19 protein-coding genes are annotated in these 19365 nt (G+C 59.6%); 12 read left to right on the forward strand and 7 right to left on the reverse strand.

Annotated elements, in window-relative coordinates:
• Nucleotides 1-14 precede the first annotated feature (14 nt).
• The 10 genes from IB250_RS14070 (at nucleotide 15) to IB250_RS14115 (ending at nucleotide 10154) form a co-directional block, all read left to right on the forward strand.
• Nucleotides 15-1034, forward strand: coding sequence for an alpha-ketoacid dehydrogenase subunit beta (locus tag IB250_RS14070; protein WP_192344526.1), 1020 nt, complete (start codon nucleotides 15-17; stop codon nucleotides 1032-1034).
• Nucleotides 1031-2143, forward strand: a complete 1113-nt coding sequence (locus IB250_RS14075; RefSeq protein ID WP_192344527.1) for an acetoin dehydrogenase dihydrolipoyllysine-residue acetyltransferase subunit — start codon at nucleotides 1031-1033, stop codon at nucleotides 2141-2143. Before IB250_RS14070 ends, IB250_RS14075 begins: the two co-directional genes overlap by 4 nt.
• A 90-nt stretch (nucleotides 2144-2233) precedes the next feature.
• Nucleotides 2234-3298, forward strand: a complete 1065-nt coding sequence (locus tag IB250_RS14080) for a 2,3-butanediol dehydrogenase (protein WP_225603523.1) — start codon at nucleotides 2234-2236, stop codon at nucleotides 3296-3298.
• A 142-nt stretch (nucleotides 3299-3440) separates the two neighbouring features.
• Entirely contained in the window at nucleotides 3441-3992 is a 552-nt protein-coding gene (locus IB250_RS14085) for a spore coat U domain-containing protein (protein ID WP_192344529.1), read from the forward strand.
• A gap of 192 nt (nucleotides 3993-4184) precedes the next feature.
• On the forward strand, nucleotides 4185-4685 hold the full coding sequence (locus IB250_RS14090; protein WP_192344530.1) for a spore coat U domain-containing protein: 501 nt from the start codon (nucleotides 4185-4187) through the stop codon (nucleotides 4683-4685).
• Between the two features lie 110 nt (nucleotides 4686-4795).
• The gene (locus IB250_RS14095) at nucleotides 4796-5242 is read left to right on the forward strand and encodes a spore coat protein U domain-containing protein (RefSeq protein ID WP_192344531.1); all 447 of its coding nucleotides are present in this window, start codon (nucleotides 4796-4798) and stop codon (nucleotides 5240-5242) included.
• Complete coding sequence (locus IB250_RS14100; protein WP_318652675.1) at nucleotides 5242-5739, forward strand: spore coat U domain-containing protein; 498 nt, start codon at nucleotides 5242-5244, stop codon at nucleotides 5737-5739. The genes IB250_RS14095 and IB250_RS14100 overlap by 1 nt, the downstream gene beginning before the upstream one ends.
• A 30-nt stretch (nucleotides 5740-5769) precedes the next feature.
• On the forward strand, nucleotides 5770-6558 hold the full coding sequence (locus IB250_RS14105) for a molecular chaperone (RefSeq protein ID WP_192344532.1): 789 nt from the start codon (nucleotides 5770-5772) through the stop codon (nucleotides 6556-6558).
• Nucleotides 6559-6775: 217 nt separating this feature from the next.
• Nucleotides 6776-9133 carry a fimbria/pilus outer membrane usher protein gene (locus IB250_RS14110; protein WP_192344757.1) on the forward strand — a complete coding sequence of 786 codons (2358 nt, stop codon included), beginning with the start codon at nucleotides 6776-6778 and terminating at the stop codon, nucleotides 9131-9133.
• A gap of 73 nt (nucleotides 9134-9206) precedes the next feature.
• Complete coding sequence (locus tag IB250_RS14115; protein ID WP_192344533.1) at nucleotides 9207-10154, forward strand: spore coat protein U domain-containing protein; 948 nt, start codon at nucleotides 9207-9209, stop codon at nucleotides 10152-10154.
• 77 nt (nucleotides 10155-10231) lie between these two features.
• On the opposite strand, the gene IB250_RS14120 is transcribed toward IB250_RS14115, so the two are convergent.
• From IB250_RS14120 to IB250_RS14145, 6 genes are read right to left on the reverse strand one after another with little or no spacing between them, the layout of a single operon-like run.
• Nucleotides 10232-11746 (reverse strand): ABC transporter substrate-binding protein, encoded by a 1515-nt coding sequence (locus IB250_RS14120; RefSeq protein WP_192344534.1) that lies wholly within the window; start codon nucleotides 11744-11746, stop codon nucleotides 10232-10234.
• 33 nt (nucleotides 11747-11779) lie between these two features.
• Nucleotides 11780-12751: an ABC transporter ATP-binding protein gene (locus IB250_RS14125; RefSeq protein ID WP_192344535.1), complete on the reverse strand. Its 972-nt coding sequence runs from the start codon at nucleotides 12749-12751 to the stop codon at nucleotides 11780-11782.
• Nucleotides 12748-13734, reverse strand: coding sequence for an ABC transporter ATP-binding protein (locus tag IB250_RS14130; protein WP_192344536.1), 987 nt, complete (start codon nucleotides 13732-13734; stop codon nucleotides 12748-12750). The genes IB250_RS14125 and IB250_RS14130 overlap by 4 nt, the downstream gene beginning before the upstream one ends.
• On the reverse strand, nucleotides 13731-14585 hold the full coding sequence (locus IB250_RS14135) for an ABC transporter permease (protein ID WP_192344537.1): 855 nt from the start codon (nucleotides 14583-14585) through the stop codon (nucleotides 13731-13733). The genes IB250_RS14130 and IB250_RS14135 overlap by 4 nt, the downstream gene beginning before the upstream one ends.
• Complete coding sequence (locus IB250_RS14140; protein WP_192344538.1) at nucleotides 14582-15529, reverse strand: ABC transporter permease; 948 nt, start codon at nucleotides 15527-15529, stop codon at nucleotides 14582-14584. The genes IB250_RS14135 and IB250_RS14140 overlap by 4 nt, the downstream gene beginning before the upstream one ends.
• 3 nt (nucleotides 15530-15532) lie before the next feature.
• A complete protein-coding gene (locus IB250_RS14145) occupies nucleotides 15533-16420 on the reverse strand; it encodes a proline iminopeptidase-family hydrolase (RefSeq protein WP_008074303.1) in 888 nt (295 codons plus the stop codon).
• A 180-nt stretch (nucleotides 16421-16600) separates the two neighbouring features.
• Here IB250_RS14145 and IB250_RS14150 point away from each other — a divergent pair, with 180 nt between their 5' ends.
• Together IB250_RS14150 and IB250_RS14155 are read left to right on the forward strand one after the other, a co-directional pair.
• Nucleotides 16601-17359, forward strand: coding sequence for a LuxR family transcriptional regulator (locus IB250_RS14150; RefSeq protein ID WP_123494874.1), 759 nt, complete (start codon nucleotides 16601-16603; stop codon nucleotides 17357-17359).
• A 93-nt stretch (nucleotides 17360-17452) separates the two neighbouring features.
• Nucleotides 17453-18397, forward strand: coding sequence for a proline iminopeptidase-family hydrolase (locus IB250_RS14155; protein ID WP_192344539.1), 945 nt, complete (start codon nucleotides 17453-17455; stop codon nucleotides 18395-18397).
• 120 nt (nucleotides 18398-18517) lie between these two features.
• On the opposite strand, the gene IB250_RS14160 is transcribed toward IB250_RS14155, so the two are convergent.
• Entirely contained in the window at nucleotides 18518-19309 is a 792-nt protein-coding gene (locus IB250_RS14160; RefSeq protein WP_008074309.1) for an ABC transporter ATP-binding protein, read from the reverse strand.
• Nucleotides 19310-19365 lie beyond the last annotated feature (56 nt).

Genomic DNA, 19365 nt, shown 5'->3' on the forward strand with positions numbered 1-19365 from the left:
TCGAGACCTTCATCATGGCGAGAAAAATCAGTTATCAGCAGGCAATCAATGAAGCTCTGGCCCAGGAAATGCGCCGCGATCCCACCGTGTTCATCATGGGGGAAGACGTCGCTGGCGGCGCCGGTGCTCCCGGTGAAAACGACGCCTGGGGCGGGGTGCTGGGCGTGACCAAGGGCCTCTATCACCAATTCCCCGGACGCGTGCTGGACACGCCGCTGTCGGAGTTGGGTTATGTCGGTGCTGCGGTAGGCGCAGCGACCTGCGGCGTACGCCCGGTGTGTGAATTGATGTTTGTCGACTTTGCCGGTTGCTGCCTGGACCAGATCCTCAATCAGGCGGCCAAGTTTCGCTACATGTTCGGTGGCAAGGCCTCCACCCCGTTGGTGATTCGCACCATGGTCGGCGCGGGCCTGCGGGCAGCGGCCCAACACTCGCAAATGCTCACATCGCTGTGGACCCACATCCCCGGGCTGAAAGTCGTCTGCCCGTCGTCCCCTTACGACGCCAAGGGCCTGTTGATCCAGGCTATCCGCGATAACGACCCGGTGATCTTCTGTGAGCACAAACTGCTCTACAGCATGCAGGGTGAGGTACCGGAAGAGCTCTATACCATCCCGTTCGGAGAAGCCAACTTCCTGCGCGATGGCAAGGACGTGACGCTGGTCTCCTATGGGCGCACGGTCAATACGGCGATGGACGCAGCCCGCAGCCTGGCCGCGCGAGGCATTGACTGCGAGGTCATCGACCTGCGTACCACCAGCCCGCTGGACGAAGACAGCATTCTCGAAAGCGTGGAAAAGACCGGGCGCCTGGTGGTGATCGACGAAGCCAACCCGCGCTGTTCCATGGCCACTGACATCTCGGCCCTGGTGGCGCAAAAAGCGTTCGCCTCGCTCAAGGCGCCCATCGAGATGGTGACTGCGCCGCACACACCGGTGCCATTCTCCGATGCCCTGGAAGACCTCTATATCCCTGATGCGGCGAAGATCGAAAACGCCGTGCTCAAGTTGATCGAGTGGAGCAAGCGTTCATGAGCCAGATTCATACCCTGACGATGCCCAAGTGGGGCTTGTCGATGACAGAAGGCCGGGTCGATGTCTGGCTCAAGGAGGAGGGCCAGGCGATCGCCAAGGGCGATGAAGTGCTCGATGTGGAAACCGACAAAATTTCCAGCAGCGTCGAGGCGCCGTTTTCCGGTGTATTGCGTCGGCAGATCGCGCGCCAGGATGAAACCCTTGCAGTCGGTGCGTTGCTCGGCATTGTGGTCGACGGCGAAGCCAGCGAGGCCGAAATCGATGCGGTGATCGAGCAGTTTCAGGCCGCGTTCGTACCGGGTGACGGAGCCGAGGAAGACAGTGGACCGAAGCCGCAGAAGGTCGAACTGGACGGGCGGCTGATCCGTTACTTCGAGCGCGGCGAAGGCGGGGTGCCTCTGGTGCTGGTGCACGGGTTTGGCGGTGATCTGAACAATTGGATGTTCAATCATGAAGCACTGGCTGCCGAGCAACGGGTGATTGCTCTGGATCTGCCGGGCCATGGCGAATCAACCAAACAGCTGGAGCACGGAAACCTGGATGAACTGAGCGGCGTGGTGCTGGCATTGCTCGATCACCTGGACATTCCCGCAGCGCATCTGGTGGGTCATTCCATGGGCGGTGCGGTATCGCTGAACACCGCGCGTCTGGCTCCACAACGGGTACGTTCCCTGACCTTGATCGGCAGCGCCGGTCTGGGCGCGGACATCAACGGCGATTACCTGCAAGGTTTTGTCGAGGCGGCCAGCCGCAATGCCCTCAAGCCACAGCTGGTGCAACTGTTCTCCGACCCCGAACTGGTCAATCGGCAGATGCTCGAAGACATGCTCAAGTACAAGCGCCTGGAAGGGGTGGACGCGGCCCTGCGCCAGCTGGTTTCGGGATTGTTCAAAGAAGGACGGCAACAGTTCGATCTGCGCGACGTGGTGCAAGAAAGCCGGCAGCCGGTGTTGCTGATCTGGGGCGGTGACGACGCGATCATTCCTGCGGCCCACAGTGCCGGCCTGACAGCCCGGATCGAAATCCTGCCGGGCCAGGCGCACATGGTGCAGATGGAAGCGGCCGAGCAGGTCAACCGGCTGATTCTGGACTTTGTGCAACAACACTGATGCTCCCATGGCGACCTTTTTGCGGGTCGCCAAGGCCAACGACTTCAAGGAGATTCCAACATGAGCCTTTCAATTGATCCGACCCGCCGCATGCGTGCCGCTGTCTGGCATGGCCGTCACGATATCCGTGTCGAAGACGTTCCGCTGCCCGTGTCGCCACCAGCGGGTTGGGTCCAGATTCGCGTGCAATGGTGCGGTATTTGCGGCTCCGACCTGCACGAATACGTGGCCGGGCCGGTGTTCATCCCGGTGGATGCGCCACACCCGCTGACCGGAATCAAGGGGCAGTGCATTCTCGGTCATGAGTTCTGTGGCGAGATCGTCGAAATCGGAGCCGGTGTTGAAGGATTCAGTGTGGGCGAGCCGGTGGCAGCCGATGCCTGTCAGCACTGTGGCACCTGTTATTACTGCACCCATGGCTTGTACAACATTTGCGAGAACCTGGCCTTCACCGGGCTGATGAACAATGGTGCATTCGCCGAGTTGGTCAACGTGCCGGCCAATCTGCTGTACAAGTTGCCGGCCAACTTTCCCGCCGAGGCCGGGGCGCTGATCGAACCGCTGGCCGTGGGCATGCACGCGGTGAAAAAAGCCGGGAGTGTGCTGGGGAAAAATGTGGTGGTGGTTGGCGCGGGAACCATCGGCCTGTGCACCATCATGTGCGCCAAGGCTGCTGGTGCGGCCCAGGTCATCGCCCTGGAAATGTCAGGAACGCGCAAGGCCAAGGCTCTGGAGGTGGGGGCGAGCCATGTGCTAGACCCCAATGAATGTGACGCTCTGGCGGAGGTGCGGCGGTTGACCGGCGGACTTGGGGCGGATGTCAGCTTCGAATGCATCGGCAACAAACACACGGCCAAGCTCGCTATCGACCTCATTCGCAAGGCCGGCATGTGTGTGTTGGTGGGCATCTTCGAAGAACCCAGCGAGTTCAATTTCTTCGAGTTGGTCTCCACCGAAAAACAGGTGCTGGGTGCGCTCGCCTACAACGGCGAGTTCGCCGATGTGATCGCCTTTATTGCCGACGGCCGGCTGGACATCACACCGTTGGTAACCGGGCGCATTCAGCTGGAACAGATCGTCGGGCAGGGCTTTGAGGAATTGGTCAATAACAAGGAACACAACGTGAAAATCATCGTTTCACCCGCTCGAGTCTGAGGCCACCTGAAGCGTGCGGCCACGAAACATCCGTGAGAGGCCCACTCTGAACTACGCTTTGGAATCCAGGCTGGACGATCAGGTTCTTTCAGAACACTGAAAAAACCTGATCGTTCGCCAAGTACTACAGGGAGTTATCGCCATGACGTTTTTGCATTGCACGCAATCCTCCTCACATCCCCGTTGGAAGACTCGGATGCACCGCGACAGGGGCATTCTCGCCCGTATCGGCATCCTGAGCGTTTTTACCCTCAGCCTCCTGCCCACTCTGGCCATTTCAGCGACCTCCACTGCGACCTTCACCGTCTCCGCAAGCATTGTGGCCGGCTGCGGGATCTCCGCCTCTCCTTTGGCTTTCGGCGCCTATACAGGTGTGCAAGCCGATGCCGAGTCCAGCCTGTCGGTCAACTGCACCAACACAACTGCCTATAGTGTGGGCCTCGGTGCCGGGACGAGCGGCGGCACCGCGACCGCCCGGCAGATGTCCGGCACTCCCGCAGGCATCCTGTTCTATGCGCTGTACTCGGACGCCACGCGGGCGATCAACTGGGGCGACACCGGTGGCACTGGTCTCATCACTGGAACTGGCAGTGGCGCCGCCCAGGTAATCCCGGTCTATGGTCGGGTGGCGGCGGGGCAGCTTCTTCCGCCGGGCACCTATGCCGACACAATGACGGCCACCATTACCTTTTGACCTTGAAGACGGTGGTCAAGCACGGTTTTTTCCTTCAAAAATCCTATCGATACCCTGATACACACGAAACATGCCCCTTCGTCGCAAAGGTGCGGATTTGACGTGTTGTTTCCCACTTGGATGCTAACCTCAGCCTGCGAATAACCCCTTAAAGGGAATGGGAATTTGAATGGGCTAGGGGTTTTGGCGGTCATGAGCACGATGCTCAGTACGACAGCATTGGCGGCGCAGCTTCAGGTTGAGGTCCGGGTCAATGTGCAGCGCGGTTGCCAGTTGGTTGGCCAACAGCGTGAAGCGGGTATCGAGCAATTGGGTGTCCTCGACTTCGGCACTACCGCCCGCCTGGACGATCCTTCAGGGCCATTGAGTGCAGCATTGCTTGACACACGGCTGCCACGCCTGGAATGCAATCCCGATACCCCTTACCAATTACAGGTCGACGGCGGACTGCATGGCGGCGTCGGCGAGGTCCGTTATCTGGCGGGCAGTGCAGAGCACAGCAAACCCATTCCTTATCGCCTCTATCAAGACGCTGCACGGCAGATTCCGCTGCCGGTGAATGTGCTCTTGAGTGGGCGGGTACCGGATTCAGGTACGGTGGATTTGCCTCTGTACGGCCGTATCGAACGGCTGGCCGAGATCCCGCGCGTCAGCCGTTATTCCGATCTCTTGAAAGTGACCGTGAGCTGGTAGCAGGCATTGAGTGACACCTGTCCGATGGATTCGGGCAGTACAAGGAAAGGTCGTTCGCAAATGGACGCCCACTGTTTGAATCCTGATGGAACTGGGATCGGTGCAAGACGATGAAAAGTTGGGTGGTGATGCCCCTTGGCACAGTTTTACTACTGGCCGAGGAGGCGCAAGTGGCGATCAGCGGGCAGATTGATGCGCGGCTGATCATCATCGCCAGTTGTGCAGTGACCAATGACATAACCAGTAGCGACGGCAGTCCGATCGGTGATGTAGGCCTGTTGGATTTCGGCTCGCAAGGTCCGACCTGGACCAAGCCGATCAATGCCAACCTGAGCGATGCCGGCAACGGCACGCTGCAAGTCTCCTGCAACTCTTCGGTGACCGGTTTCACGGTGACCATCGACGGCGGCACCCATGGCGACGGCACCACGCGGCGCCTGGACAATGCTACCCAGACCATCCCTTATCAATTGTTCCTCGATGCTTCCGGTGGCGACAGCCCGAAGTCCAGCGTACCGAAGTTCACCCCGCTGGTTCCGCCAGCACTGACTTTCTAGTGCGATGCAGTCCTGCCGCGCTGATCCTGATCGGCGCGACTGGTTTGCCTCTGCCGCTGGCGGCGGACACCAGTCAGAGTTTTCAGGTCAGCGCGACCGTGACGGGGGCATGTCTGGTGATGGGCGGGGTTTCCACTTACGGAAAACTCGATTTCGGCACTCAATCGGCGCTAGCGACCAACATTGTGCAAGTGCAATTGAGCGACGGCGTGCAGTTGCAATGCACGCCGGGCGTGAGCCTGAACATGAGCGTCGATGGCGGCCAGTACAACAGCAACGGGCGACATCTGCAGCTTGATGACGGCAGTGCCCGTATGGCCTATCAATTATTCAGTGACGCGGCCTTCAGTGAGAGCCTGGGCATCGGTCAGAGCGTGGCCGTGGCCTACAGCGATGCGAACAACATCCGATTGCCTATCTACGCACAAGTACAGTTACCGGGTGATCAGCCCGGAGGAATTTATAGCGACGTGCTGCAGGTGCAGCTGTCGTGGTAGCTCGGTAGTTCGGGCATAAGGAGCAGGCATATGTATTCACCTTTGCGCAGGTTACCGGCCGCGCGTTGCGCTGTGCTGGCAATGGCATTGCTGGGCGGGGTCAAGGTGCAGGCGGCCAGTTCGGTGTTGATCTGGCCGATCGATCCGGTGCTGGAGGCCGATCAACAAGCGAGTGCGTTGTGGCTGGAAAATCGCGGCAACGAGACGGCAAATCTGCAGATCCGCGTGTTTGCCTGGAGCCAGAGTGGTTTCAGCGATCAGTATCAAAACCAGCGCGATGTCATTGGCAGCCCGCCGGTCGCGAAAATCGAACCCGGGCAGAAGCAACTCGTACGCCTGACCCGTACCCGCGATGTACCGCCGGGGCAGGAGTTGGCCTATCGCATCATTATCGATGAAATTCCCGCGGCCAGACCCGTGACGGCTGAAGACGGCAAAACCGCTGCCGCCATCCGGTTTCAAATGCGTTATTCGGTGCCGCTGTTTGCCTACGGTGCCGGTCTGTGGAGCAAGGAAGACATGAACCGTAAACGCGATCCCAAAGGCGCCGGGGCGCCTGATCTGAGCTGGCGCAAAGTGGCGGTCGATGGCCGTTCCTACGTGGAAGTGCGCAATCAGGGCGCGGTGCATGCTCGGTTGACCGATGTCGCGTTCAAGCAGGGTGGTCAGACACGGCCGCTGGTTGAGGGACTGCTCGGTTATGTGCTGCCGGGGGCGATCATGCGGTGGCCGACACCGGAGCCGATCAGTGCGGACCAGGCCTTGCAAGTGCGGGTCAATGGCGCGCCGCAGGTTCAGAATATTGCACCGGGACGGTGATAGCCCGGTGATAGGAACAGTGTGGCGAGGGCGCTTGCTCCCGCTCGGCTGCGAAGCAGTCGTAAAATCTGCAGCCGCGTTCTACCTGATAAAACGATGTCGCTGATTTTAGGGCCGCTCCGCGACCCAGCGGGAGCAAGCCCCCTCATTACAAGTGTTGTGCGCATCTCTTGATCGCCACAGTAAGGAAATGTCCATTGACGGACGCAAAACGGTGATGAGCCAGGATTGGGCTCGCAGTATCAAGCGTCCGCTGTGGGCCGCGATTGGCCTCTACTGTCTGGTATTCGCCCACCCCGGCCTTGGGGCAGAGCTGCCGCCAGCGCCCAGCGGCATGGAGGCGATTGCCGACGCGCAATTGTTTCTGGAACTGATCGTCAATCAAATGGAGACCGGGCGTGTGGTGGCAGTGGAGCAGCGCGGCGGGCGATTCTTTGTGCCGGTCGCGGCGTTACGCGAAATCGGTATGAAATTGCCGCAAGAACTCAACGCTGAGGTCGCCCTCGACAGTCTGCAAGGTTTGACAAGTGACTATGACAGTCAGGGGCAGCGGCTTTTGTTGACCGTCCCGCCGGACTGGTTGCCGGAGCAATTTGTCGGCAGCCAAGAGGCGTATCCGCGCACCGCGGCGTTGAGCAGTTTTGGTGCCTTGCTCAACTACGACTTGTACCTCAATGACACCGACGACAGCGGCACCTACCTTGCGGCCTGGAACGAAGTGCGGCTGTTTGACAGTTGGGGTACGCTGTCCAACACCGGGCAATACCGGCGCACGATTTCCGGAATCAGTAACGACACACTGAACAATGGTTATCGGCGTTACGACACCACCTGGCGTTATTCCGATGATGAACGCCTGCTGACTTACGAGGCGGGCGACCTGATCAGTGGTGCCTTGCCCTGGAGCAGTTCGGTGCGCCTGGGCGGTGTGCAAGTGTCGCGCGATTTCGGCGTGCGCCCGGACCTTGTGACCTACCCGTTGCCGCAGTTCGCCGGGGAGGCGGCGGTACCTTCATCGGTCGACCTGTTCATCAACGGCTACAAGTCCAGCAGCGCCGAGTTGCAGCCCGGTCCCTACACGCTGACCAACGTTCCGTTCATCAACGGTGCGGGCGAAGCAGTGGTGGTCACGACCGATGCCCTCGGTCGACAGGTCTCGACCACTGTGCCGTTCTATGTCACCAGCAACCTGCTGCAAAAAGGCCTGATGGATTTCTCGGTGGCCGCCGGTACCCTGCGCCGTGACTTCGGGATCCGCGATTTCGGTTACGGTCCGGGTGTGACCTCCGGCAGTCTGCGTTACGGTCTGAACGACAGTCTGACCCTCGAAACCCATGCCGAAGCCTCGGACGCGCTGGCCCTTGGTGGCGTTGGCGGCAACCTGCGCGTGGGCAATTTCGGCGTGCTCAACACGGCGATCAGTCAAAGCCGGTTCGACGGCAATAGCGGTCAGCAAGTCAGCCTCGGTTATCAATACAGCAGTCAGCACTACAGCGTTGCCTATCAGCGTATGCAGCGCCGCGACCAGTACGCCGACCTGACCGTGGTCGACAGCCCCTATGTCAGCCTCAGCCAGCGCAGCGAGCAGTTGACCCTGAGCGTCAGTCTCAACGGCTGGGGCAGCCTTGGCGCAGGCTATTTCGATGTGCGAGCGGCGGATGATTCGCGCACCCGGTTACTCAATCTGACCTGGAGCAAGCCACTGTGGCGCAATACCAGTTTTTACGTGTCGGCCAATCGTGAGATCGGCGATAGCGACTGGGCGATGCAGGCGCAACTAGTTATCCCGTTCGACCTGCGTGGCACTCTGAGCATGAGTGGCGAGCGCAGCAAGACCGGCATAAACCGCCAGCGCGTCAATTACAGTCGCGCGGTGCCTAGTGCAGGCGGCGTGGGCTTCAACCTCGGTTATGCCCACGACGAAGGCCCGGATTATCGTCAGGCCGACCTGACCTGGCGTCTGCAGTCGGTGCAATTGCAGGCAGGGATTTACGGCAGCAGTGACGCCGAGACTCGCTGGGCCGATGCCAGCGGCTCGCTGGTGTGGATGGACCATCAAGTGTTCGTTGCCAATCGTATCGATGATGCTTTCGTCGTGGTCAGCACGGGTGGCTTTGCCGATATCCCGGTGCGTTACGAAAATCAACGGGTGGGCCAGACGGATAAGAACGGTCATCTGCTGGTGCCATGGAGCAGCGCCTATTACCGCGGCAAATATGAAATCGACCCACTGAATTTGCCGACCAATGTGCAGAGTTCGAATGTTGAACAACGAGTCGCGGTGCGCCGTGGCAGTGGTTACCTTCTGGAGTTTCCACTGAGCCGGATCATTGCCGCGAGTGTTGTGTTGGTGGACGCGCAGCAGCACCCATTGCCCTTGGGCAGCGGCGTGCGGCACGAGCAGAGCGGGACGCACGCCGTGGTCGGTTGGGACGGGCTGGTTTATCTGGAAAACCTGGAAGAGCACAACAGTTTGCAGGTGACCTTGGACGATGGCCGGACTTGCCAGGCGCAGTTCACGCTGGACATGCAACAGGATCAGGTGCCGTTGATCGGGCCGCTGCTGTGTCAATGAAAACCGCATTGAATAGAACAGGGAGGTGGGTGTGCAACTTTTTGACCGATGGCCGGGTAGAGTGATCAGGCTGATGGCGATTTTTCTGCCGTGTCAGGCCTATGCCTTGTGCGAGGTGGCCAGTACTTCACCGGCGGGTTTTGGCTCGCTCAGTTCGATCGCGGTGCGTACCACTTTGCAAACCAGTTCCACCACCCATGCCGGTTTGAGTTGCACCGGTTCGTTGGTATCGCCGTTGGCCAGCGATGATCATTTTTACGCCACCATCACGTCTGCAACCGCAGGGGTGGTCGGGCCAACCAGTGATGTGATTGGCTACACACTGTTTGCCAACAACAGCAGCAGCTATCCGATCACTCGCGGCGTAGCGTTCGACTTCGCCCGACACTCGATCATCGATGACCTCGGCCTGCTTTCCAATCCAACGGTTGCCAAGGCTGTACCGATCTATCTGAATACGATCATCGGCAGCAACGTGGCGGCCGGGATCTACTCTGAAACCCTCAACATTTTCTGGAGTTGGGATTATTGCCATGACTATGGTGGCGGTGGCAGCTGTCAGGGGCGAGACATCAACAGCGGTTCCACGAGTCTGACTATCAATATGACCGTGGACAACGATTGCACGATCACTGCGCCGAACATCAGCTTTGGCAGCGCCTCGGCAATCAGCTCCTTCTCAACCGTCACTGGCCAGACGATCAACCTGGCCTGTACCAAGGGCAGTGCCTACACGGTGGGGCTGGATGATGGTCAGCATGCTGTCGGCGTGGGCGGGCGCAGGCGGATGATCTCAGGCAGCAATTACTTGGATTACGACATTTTCAAGAGTGCCGGAAGCACTCGTTGGGGCAGTGTCAGCACGGCGCGTCGCACAAGTTCCGATGCCGAGGTCAACCCCGGCAACGGCTTGGGCACTGGCAGTCAGATCTTCAACTACAACGCCAAAATCTACCTAGACCAGAACACGCCGCCACCGGGAACCTACATGGACAGTGTGGTGCTGGATGTGGGGTTCTAGTACGAGCTTCCAGGTATAAAAAAAGGACCTCTGAAAAGAGGTCCTTTTGTTTTTCCATGCTTGAGCGCAACGATTACTCAGTTCTTCACCGTTTCCTCAAGAGAGAAGCGCCCCAGTGGATTCTGCTGGAAGTTTTCAATGTTCTTGCGCGAAATGTTGATGTAAGGGCTGTAGTAAAGGTCGATCCAGTTGACGTCATTTTTGGCGATCTTCTGCAGGTCGACGTACATCTGTTCACGTTTGGCCGGGGCCGCTTCAATGCGGGCAGCCGATACCAGATCCTTGACCTTGTCGTTCTTGTAGCGGGTCATGTAGTTCATGTTGGTGTCGTGGCCCAGAACGAACGTGGTCTTCTGGTCCGGGTCGAGGATGTCGTTGGTCCAGTACATCACGGACAGGTCGTAGTCACCGTCGACCAGCATCTGCCAGCTCTGGGTGGGGTCAACTTTTTGCAGGGTGGCGGTCACACCGACAGCCGCCAGTTGCTGTTGAACCAGCACGGCAATCTGCTCATCGGCTTCGTTGCCGGCGTTGACCACGTAATTCAGCTTCATGCCCGTTGCGCCGGCATCGCTCAGCATCTGCTTGGCTTTGGCCGGGTCGAATGGACGCTTCAAGTTGTCGGCGTAGTGGTAAAGCGAGCCTTTGGGAATGTAGGAGTAAGCCTCCTGGCCATGGCCGAAGGTCACGGTATCGACCACCGATTTTTTGTTGATGGCCATATCCAGTGCCTGACGTACTTCAGGCTTGGCCAGCAGCCCATGCTCGTGGTTGATCAACAAGTGATCTTCCCGAGTGGAAGGGTCGGAGTGGATGGTCAGGTTGGGGTCCTTGCTCAGCGCATCGACTCGCGAAAACGGTACGAAGATCGCGGTGTCCAGCTCACCGGCCTGCACCTTGAGCATCCGGGTGTTGTCGTCGGGAATGGAAATCCACTCCACGCCATCCAGGCTGACCTTGTCGGCCTGCCAGAAATGCGGGTTCTTCGCCAGCTTCACGCGATCGCCGCGCAGCCATTCCTTGACAAAAAATGCCCCTGACACCACGGGCTCCTGGGCATAGGCATCTTCGCCCATGCGGGTCATGGCCTTCTGCGAGAGCACCGACACGGTCGGCGAGGCCAATTGCGAGAGGAACGGTACCGACGGGGTAGTCAGGGTGACCACCAGGGTCTGCGGATCGGCTGCTTTCGCCGTGTCGATCAGTTTGTAGGCATCGCTCCACAGCGAAGCCTTGTTATCACGAGTACGCAACAGACTGAATGCCGCATCATCGGCCGTGATCGGCGAGCCGTCGGAGAATTTTGCCGCGCGCATTTTGAACGTGTAGGTCAGGCCATCGTCGGAGACTTTCCAGCTTTCAGCCAGGCCGGGTTCCATCTTGCTGCCGGCCTTGTCGACCCGGATCAGCGTGTCGTAGACATTGGAAAACACCCAGGTATCGCGGTTTTGCGCGCTTTTGATCGGGTCGAACGTGGTGCTTTCTTCACGGCAACCGATGGTGAGTACACCCGCCGCCTGGGCAATGCCGCTGGCAAGGGTGCAAGCGGTCAATGTGGCTGCGGCGAGCAATTTCAAATGCCTGGATCTCATGGTCAAACTCCTTCTTGATGAGTACGTGGTTTTTTAAAACACAGGCTCCTCGAGCACGCAGTCGTAACGGCGAGCGTCGAGTTGACGGGTAGGGGGCGCCACCTGGCTACAAGTGGCACGAGCGTAGCGACAGCGTGGGTGAAAGGCGCAGCCGGATGGCAACTGCAAAGGGCTGGGCGGTTCACCGGGCAAAGGGTCGGTGGGTAGCGCACGGGCCGGGTCGATTTCTGGAATCGACTGGATCAGCGCGGCGGTATAGGGATGTCGCGGGGAACGAAATACGTCCTCCACGGAGCCTTCTTCGACGATCTTGCCCAGGTACATCACCGCCACCCGATCACAGAGCCGGCGAACGATCGCCAGATCATGGGCAATGAACACAATCGCCAGGTTCATGCGCTGACGCAGCTCCAGCAGCAGGTTGATGATCTGCCCCTGGATGGACACGTCCAGCGCGGCCACGCATTCATCGGCGACGATCAGGCGCGGTTCCACAGCCAGCGCGCGGGCGATCCCGACACGCTGGCATTGGCCGCCGCTCAAGGCGTGCGGTTTGCGGGCGGCCAATTCGGGGCGCAGACCGACCAGCGTCAGCAGTTCATCGACACGGGCGGCAATCAGCGAGTCCGGCACCTTGCGTTGTACCCGGAGCACTTCTGCCAGGGTCTGGCCGATGCTCAGGCGTGGATTGAGGGCGGCATAAGGGTCTTGGAAAACCATCGCTGTCTCATGACGCAGTCTCTCGATATCGATCTTCCCGGCATGGGCCATGTCGATGCCATCGAACAGCACCTGCCCGGCGTAAATCTCGTTAAGGTGCAGGATCGCTCGCCCCAGGCTGCTTTTGCCACTGCCCGACTCGCCGACCAGGCCGAGCGTCTCTCCGGCTGAGAGGGTCAGCGAAACGCCGTTGACCGCCGTCAGCCATTGCCGGTTCATGCCCAGCAGACCAGTGCCCGGCGCGGCGAAGCGCACATGCAAATCCTTGACCTTGAGCAGGGTCATGAGCGGTCTCCGGCGGCCAAGGGGTAATGGCATGCGATGCGGTGTCCATGGCTGACCGGCTGCAAACCCGGCATCAGTGTTGTGCATCGGTTACCGATTTGCTGGCAACGCGGATTGAAGCGGCAACCCTGGGGCAGGGCGTCGAGCAGGGGCGGTTGCCCGGCGATGGTTTGGAGCAATGCGTGACCGTGACTGGTGGCCGGCTGACAGTCGATCAACCCCGCGGTGTAAGGGTGGCGTGGATGGGCCAGCACCTCGTGCTTGTTGCCGTGCTCGCACAAGCGTCCGGCGTACATCACCGCAATCGAGTCGCAGGTCTGCGCAACGACCCCCAGGTCATGGGTGATCATGATGATCGACAGGCCACGCTGGTCACGCAGATCGAGCAGCAGGCGCAGGATCTGCGCTTGCACCGTGACGTCGAGGGCGGTGGTCGGTTCGTCGGCGATCAGCACGTTCGGGTTGCAGCCCAGTGCCACGGCGATCATCGCTCGCTGGCGCATGCCGCCGGAAAATTCGTGAGGGTAACTGTCGACTCGTCGCTGCGGATCGGGAATGCCCACTTGCCGGAGTACGTCGATGGCTTGAGCGCGGGCTTCACGCTTGCTGGCGCCTTGGTGTAGACGAATACCTTCGCCAATCTGCTCGCCGATGCGCATCAACGGGTCGAGATGGCTGCTGGGGTTCTGGAAAATCATCCCCAATTGACGTCCACGCATGCGGCGCATGCCGGCCTCGTCCAGGTGCAATAGATTTTCCCCGGCCAACTGCACGGTTGTGCCTTCGACTCGCAGGTTTGGCGACGGCAGCAGCCTCATTAAACCGCGACAGGCCATGGTTTTGCCGGAGCCGCTTTCCCCCACCAGTCCGAGCACTTCACCCTCGGCCAGGTCAAAGGACAAGCGATCCACCAGCGTCACCTCGTGCTCACCCTTACGGGCGATAACGCTGAGCTCCTCGACCTTCAGCACAGGCGCACTCACGAGCGTTCACCCAAGTGTTCGGCAACAGCGTCGGCCAGCAGGCTGAAGCCCATGGCCAGGGTGACGATCGCCAATCCCGGAAAGGTGCAGATCCACCAGGCGGAGGTAATGAAACTCTGACCTTCGGCGACCATCGTGCCCCACTCGGCGGTCGGTGGTTGAACCCCGAGGCCGAGGTAACTGACCGCCGCGCCGTTGAGCAATACCAGTACCGCATCGGACATGGAAAACACGATCGAGCCGAACATCGCGTTCGGCAGCAGGTGCCTGAACAGAATGCGCCCATGACCGAAGCCGAGGCTTTTGGCGGCCAGGGCAAAATCGCTTTCCTTGAGGATCAGGATCTGCGAGCGGATCAATCGTGCGTAGGACACCCAGCCCACCAGGGCCATGGCGATATAAAAACTCATCAGGCCGGGACCGAGAATCGCCATGATCGCCAGCATCAACACCAGGAACGGGAAGGCCAGGATGATATCGATCAGGCGCATACAGAACGTGTCGAAACGTCCGCCGATGTAGCCGGACAAAGCCCCGACACACGTGCCGATCAGAAACGGGAAAATCACCCCGATGACCGCCAATTGCAAGTCGATGCGGGCCGACCAGATCACTCGGGACAAGACGTCGCGGCCAAAATTGTCGGTGCCGAACGGATGGGCCAGATGGGGCGCCAGCAAGCGAATATCAGTGTTCTGGGCGATTGGATCGAAGGGCGCGATCCAGGGCGCGAAGATCGCCAGCACCAGCCAACCGAACAGGATTGCCAGGCCCAATCCCATTGCCAGTCGAGGGTTGCGCAAACCCAGGCGCAGGTTCAGTCGGGGGACCGTCGTTGCCTGGCTGCTCATCGGATTTTCACCCGTGGATCGATGGCTACTGTCACCACATCGGCGAGAAAGTTTACCGCCACAGTGGCGCAGGCCAGCACCATCGCCACGCCCTGGACCACCATATAGTCACGGGTGAAGATGCCTCGGACCAATAACTGGCCGATCCCGGGAATGGCGAACAGACTTTCGATGACCACCGTGCCGCTGATCAGCCAGCCGATATTCACCGCCAGCAGGTTGACGGCGGGTACGAGCGAGTTGGGCAGTACATGGCGACGAAACACCGCGTTTTCGGGCAGGCCGCGAGCCCGGGCTGCCGTGACATGGTCGGCTTGCAACTCCATCAGCATGCTTGCCCTCAGGTTACGTATCAATACCGCCGATAACGCCAGGGCAATGGTCAGGCAGGGCAGGGCCATGTGGTGCAGTTTGTCCGGCCAGGAACGGCCGTAGCCGGAAACCGGAAACCAGCCCAGTTGTACGCTGAAGAGCAGGATCAACATGATCCCCAGCCAAAATGCCGGCATGCCGAGGCCGGCGGTGGTGAACAGGCGGATCAGGTTGTCGCCCCAACCGCCCTTGTTACGGGCCGCAACGGTGGCCAGCGGCACCGCGATCAACATGGCCAGCAGCACGCTGCCAAGCACCAGAAACAGCGTGGGTTCGATGCGCGTACTGATCAGCTTCAGGGCGTCGACCTTGTACAGCAATGACTGGCCGAGGTCGCCATTGAACAGGTTTTTCAGGAAGTAGAAGTACTGCATCCACAGCGGCTGATCGAGGCCGAACTGAGCCCGTACCCTGAGCAGCCCCTCCGGCGTACTGCGCGAGCCGAGCAGGGCGCGCGCCGGGTCGCCGGGAATCGAGCGCACCAGCACAAACGTGATGAGACTGATGCCGAACAGCACCGGCAGCAGCTGCAGGGGGCGTGACAGGATGAAACGATAACGCGACAGATTCATCGACTAACCTCGGTGCCGCTGGAGGAAGTCCAGTAACACCGGAAAGTAGGCGTGGGGTTCTTCGTAGAAGGGCATGTGGCTGCTGTTGGGGAACACATGCAGTGCCGCATCCTTGAGCGCCATTTTCATGCGCATGGCACAGGCCGGCGTCAGTTCGTCGTGCTGGCCGGTGGTAATCAATACCGGCATGGTGAAGTCGGCCATTTCCTGGAGACGGTTCCAGTTTTTCAGGTTGCCGACGTAGAGAAACTCATTGGGCCCCTGCATGGTTGTGTAGGGCCCCATGTTCCAGTCGCCCAGAGAGCGCGTGACCGGCGCCGGCCACTCGTCCAGGCGGCAGACGTGGCGATAGTTGAGGAGGGTGATTGCCGCTTGGTATTGAGGGTGATCGAGGGTGCCCATGGCTTCATGGCGCTGCATCATGGCCACGGTTTCGCTGCCCAGCGCACCCCGCAGACGCTCCAGTTCCTGAGACAGGTGCGGGATATCGCCTACGGTATTTTCCAGAATCAGGGTTTTGAGTGCATGAGGGTGGTAAATGGCATATTCGATCGCCAGCCAGCCACCCCAGGAGTGCCCCAGCAAATGCACCCGGCCCAGGTCGAGGGCCTGCCGGACGGTTTCCACCTCAGCGACATAACGGGAAATATCCCACAGGGATGGGTCTTGAGGTCTATCAGATGCGCCGGTGCCGAGTTGGTCGAAGGCGACCACGCGCAACCCCTTGTCCTTGAGCCAGCCATGGGCGTCACGCAGATAATCGCAGGGAAGCCCCGGGCCTCCATTGAGGCACAGCAGGACCTCATCGCCCTCGCCAAAGCTATAAACCACCAGATTGTGGCCATCGACCTCGACGTTATAGTGCTGGTCCGGCTCGATTTCACGCCACATCGCAATTCTCCCTTTATGATGCTGACCGGTTCGGAGGCTAACTAAATGGCCTACCTTACTGAGTAAGTCTTGCGCCCAAAAGCTAGTATTTCTAATAGGTTTTGTCTGGCAGTCCCTCGCCGAGGCGTGGCATTCTACGTGCTGAATTTCAGGATTGAAATTAATTAGGAAGGGCAATGGATGCAGACGAAGCTATCAGACCTCAATCCCCGTCTGTTGTCGGGCAAGAGCCTGGATGAGCAGATGGACAACGCCTTGCTGTTGGCCCAGGAGCTGGGCTTCGATGCGTTGGTGTACGACTACAGCCCGGTGCCGCTGGACCATGAAGGCAAGTTGATCACGCCCTCGGTGCTCAAACTGCGCAACACGCCAGCCGATTGGCATGCGCGTTGGTGTGCAGAGGGTTACTACCAGATCGACCCTGTCCAGCAGGTAGCACTCAATTGTGTTTCACCCTTTGTCTGGTCTTACAAACCCGGGACTGACACCCTGCTGGAGCCGGTCATCAGTCAGTGCCATGCGCCAGTGGTGAATTATCTGGAAGACGCGCAGATGACCTGTGGTGTGTCGGTCCCGATTCATCTGCCCAGAGGCGGCTTTGCCTCCTTGACCGGGCTGCGTACCAGCAGCAGCAGTGTCCTGTGCGATGCCCGGCGGACCCTCGCCGATTTCAGCCTGATTTCCCATGCCTTGCAGGAAGCGGCCTATCCGTTGCTTGGCAAGGAGGCTCACACGCCTCCCGTTCATCTGACCAAACGTGAACGCGAGTGCCTTAAATGGGCGGCTGAGGGGCTGACCGCCGCCGAGATTGCCAACCAACTGAATCGTTCATTGGCCACCATCAGCCTCCATCTGACCTCGGCCATGCATAAACTCGGGGCCAAGAATCGGGTCCAGGCCGTGGTGCGGGCCACCCACTATCGATTGCTCGATAGCTGAAACAGGGCAAAAACCTATCTATTTCTCTAGTTATTTTGACGGTCTGATCCCGCTATCGTGTGCCGTACGGTTTTTCAGGGGCGGCACGAAGAAATGGAATCTATCGGAATACGCGAAGGCTTCGCACCTTTTGGTCCTTATCAGACCTGGTATCGCGTCACAGGTCACTTTGACGGCAAGAACACGCCGCTGGTGATTCTGCATGGCGGCCCGGGCTGCACGCATGATTACGTCGATGCTTATAAGGACATCGCCGCGAGTGGGCGGGCGGTGGTGCATTACGATCAATTGGGTAACGGTCGCTCGACCCACCTGCCGGAAAAAGACACCTCGTTCTGGAACGTAGCGCTGTTTCTCGAGGAGCTGGACAACCTGCTGGATCATCTCGGTATCAGCGACAATTACGCACTCCTGGGGCAATCCTGGGGCGGCATGCTCGCCAGCGAGCACGCGGTACGCCAACCTGCGGGACTACGGGCCTTGATCCTCGCTAATTCCCCGTCGGACATGCGCGTCTGGGTTCAGGAAGCCAACCGTTTACGTCAACTGCTGCCTGCCGGTGTCCATGAAACTTTGCTTGAGTACGAACGGGCAGGGGATTTTCAAGCGGTCGCCTATCAGGACGCTTCGAGGGTTTTTTACGACAACCATGTGTGTCGCGTCATTCCCTGGCCCGAAGAAGTCGCGCGTACGTTTGCCCAGGTCGATGCCGATCCCACCGTTTACCATGCGATGAGCGGGCCGACGGAGTTTCATGTGATAGGTAGCCTGAAAGACTGGACCATCGTCGACCGTTTGCCGCAGGTCAACGTGCCGACGCTGGTGATCTCCGGTCGCTACGATGAAGCAACACCGACCGTGGTCAGACCCTTTCTGCAGCAGATCCCGAATGTTCGTTGGGCGTTGTTCGAGAACTCCAGCCATATGCCCCATGTCGAGGAGCGGGTCGGCTGCATGGGGACGGTGGTGAGGTTTCTGGATGAGTGCTTGAACGGGGCTATGGCTGGCGATCGCAAGCTTGAAGAGCTCCCACTCTGACCCGTGTCTTTCCTGTTCCGTGGCATGAAGAATCCACCGTCGCTGACGAGCACACCTCGACCGTTGGATTCCGCTGCCAGGGTCATATCGGTCACGGCCACCCCCAAACTTGTTTCGTTTTCAAGCCGCCGGCATTTGCTGGCGGTGGTAGAGAAACTCCAGGACCGTCGTGCGATAGCGGTGGTACTCGGGGTCGTTGGCCAGTACCAAGCGATTGCGCGGTTTTGCCAGGCCAACGCTAAGGATCTCACCGACGGTGGCCGCCGGCCCGTTGGTCATCATCACGATGCGGTCGGAGAGCAATACGGCCTCATCGACATCATGGGTGACCATCACCACGGTGCTCTGAGTGGCGGCAACGATACGCAGCAGCTCGTCCTGAAGGTGCGCGCGGGTGAGGGCGTCGAGCGCGCCGAAGGGTTCGTCCATCAGCAGTATTTTCGGCTCCATGGCCAGCGCGCGAGCGATGCCGACACGCTGCTTCATGCCCCCGGAAATCTCGCTGGGATGCTTGTGCATGGCATGCTCAAGACCGACCATTGCCAGCGCCGCCTCGGTACGCGCCTTCAGCGCGGCCTTGTTTTCGCGTTTGCCGAATACCTTCTCCACGGCCAGGTGCACGTTACCGAAGCAAGTCAGCCAGGGCAGCAGGCTGTGGTTTTGAAACACCACTGCGCGCTCAGGGCCGGGACCGTCGATCTCGCGACCGTTGCATATCAAGCCGCCGCCATTGGCTTCAAGCAGACCGGCGATCAGGTTCAGCACCGTGGATTTGCCACAGCCTGAATGGCCGATCAACGAGACGAACTCGCCACGAGCGATGCTCAGGTTGACGTTGCTGAGGGCCTGGAAGCGGCCTTTTTTGGTGTCGAAGTGCTTGCTGACCTGGGTCAGCTCGACGAATTTAGTCATCTCGGTTCTCCTGCATCGGATAAGCGTCAGGTGCGGGCAACCCAAACACCCGCGCG

This window comes from Pseudomonas sp. PDM09 (assembly GCF_014852305.1).
Lineage (GTDB): Bacteria > Pseudomonadota > Gammaproteobacteria > Pseudomonadales > Pseudomonadaceae > Aquipseudomonas.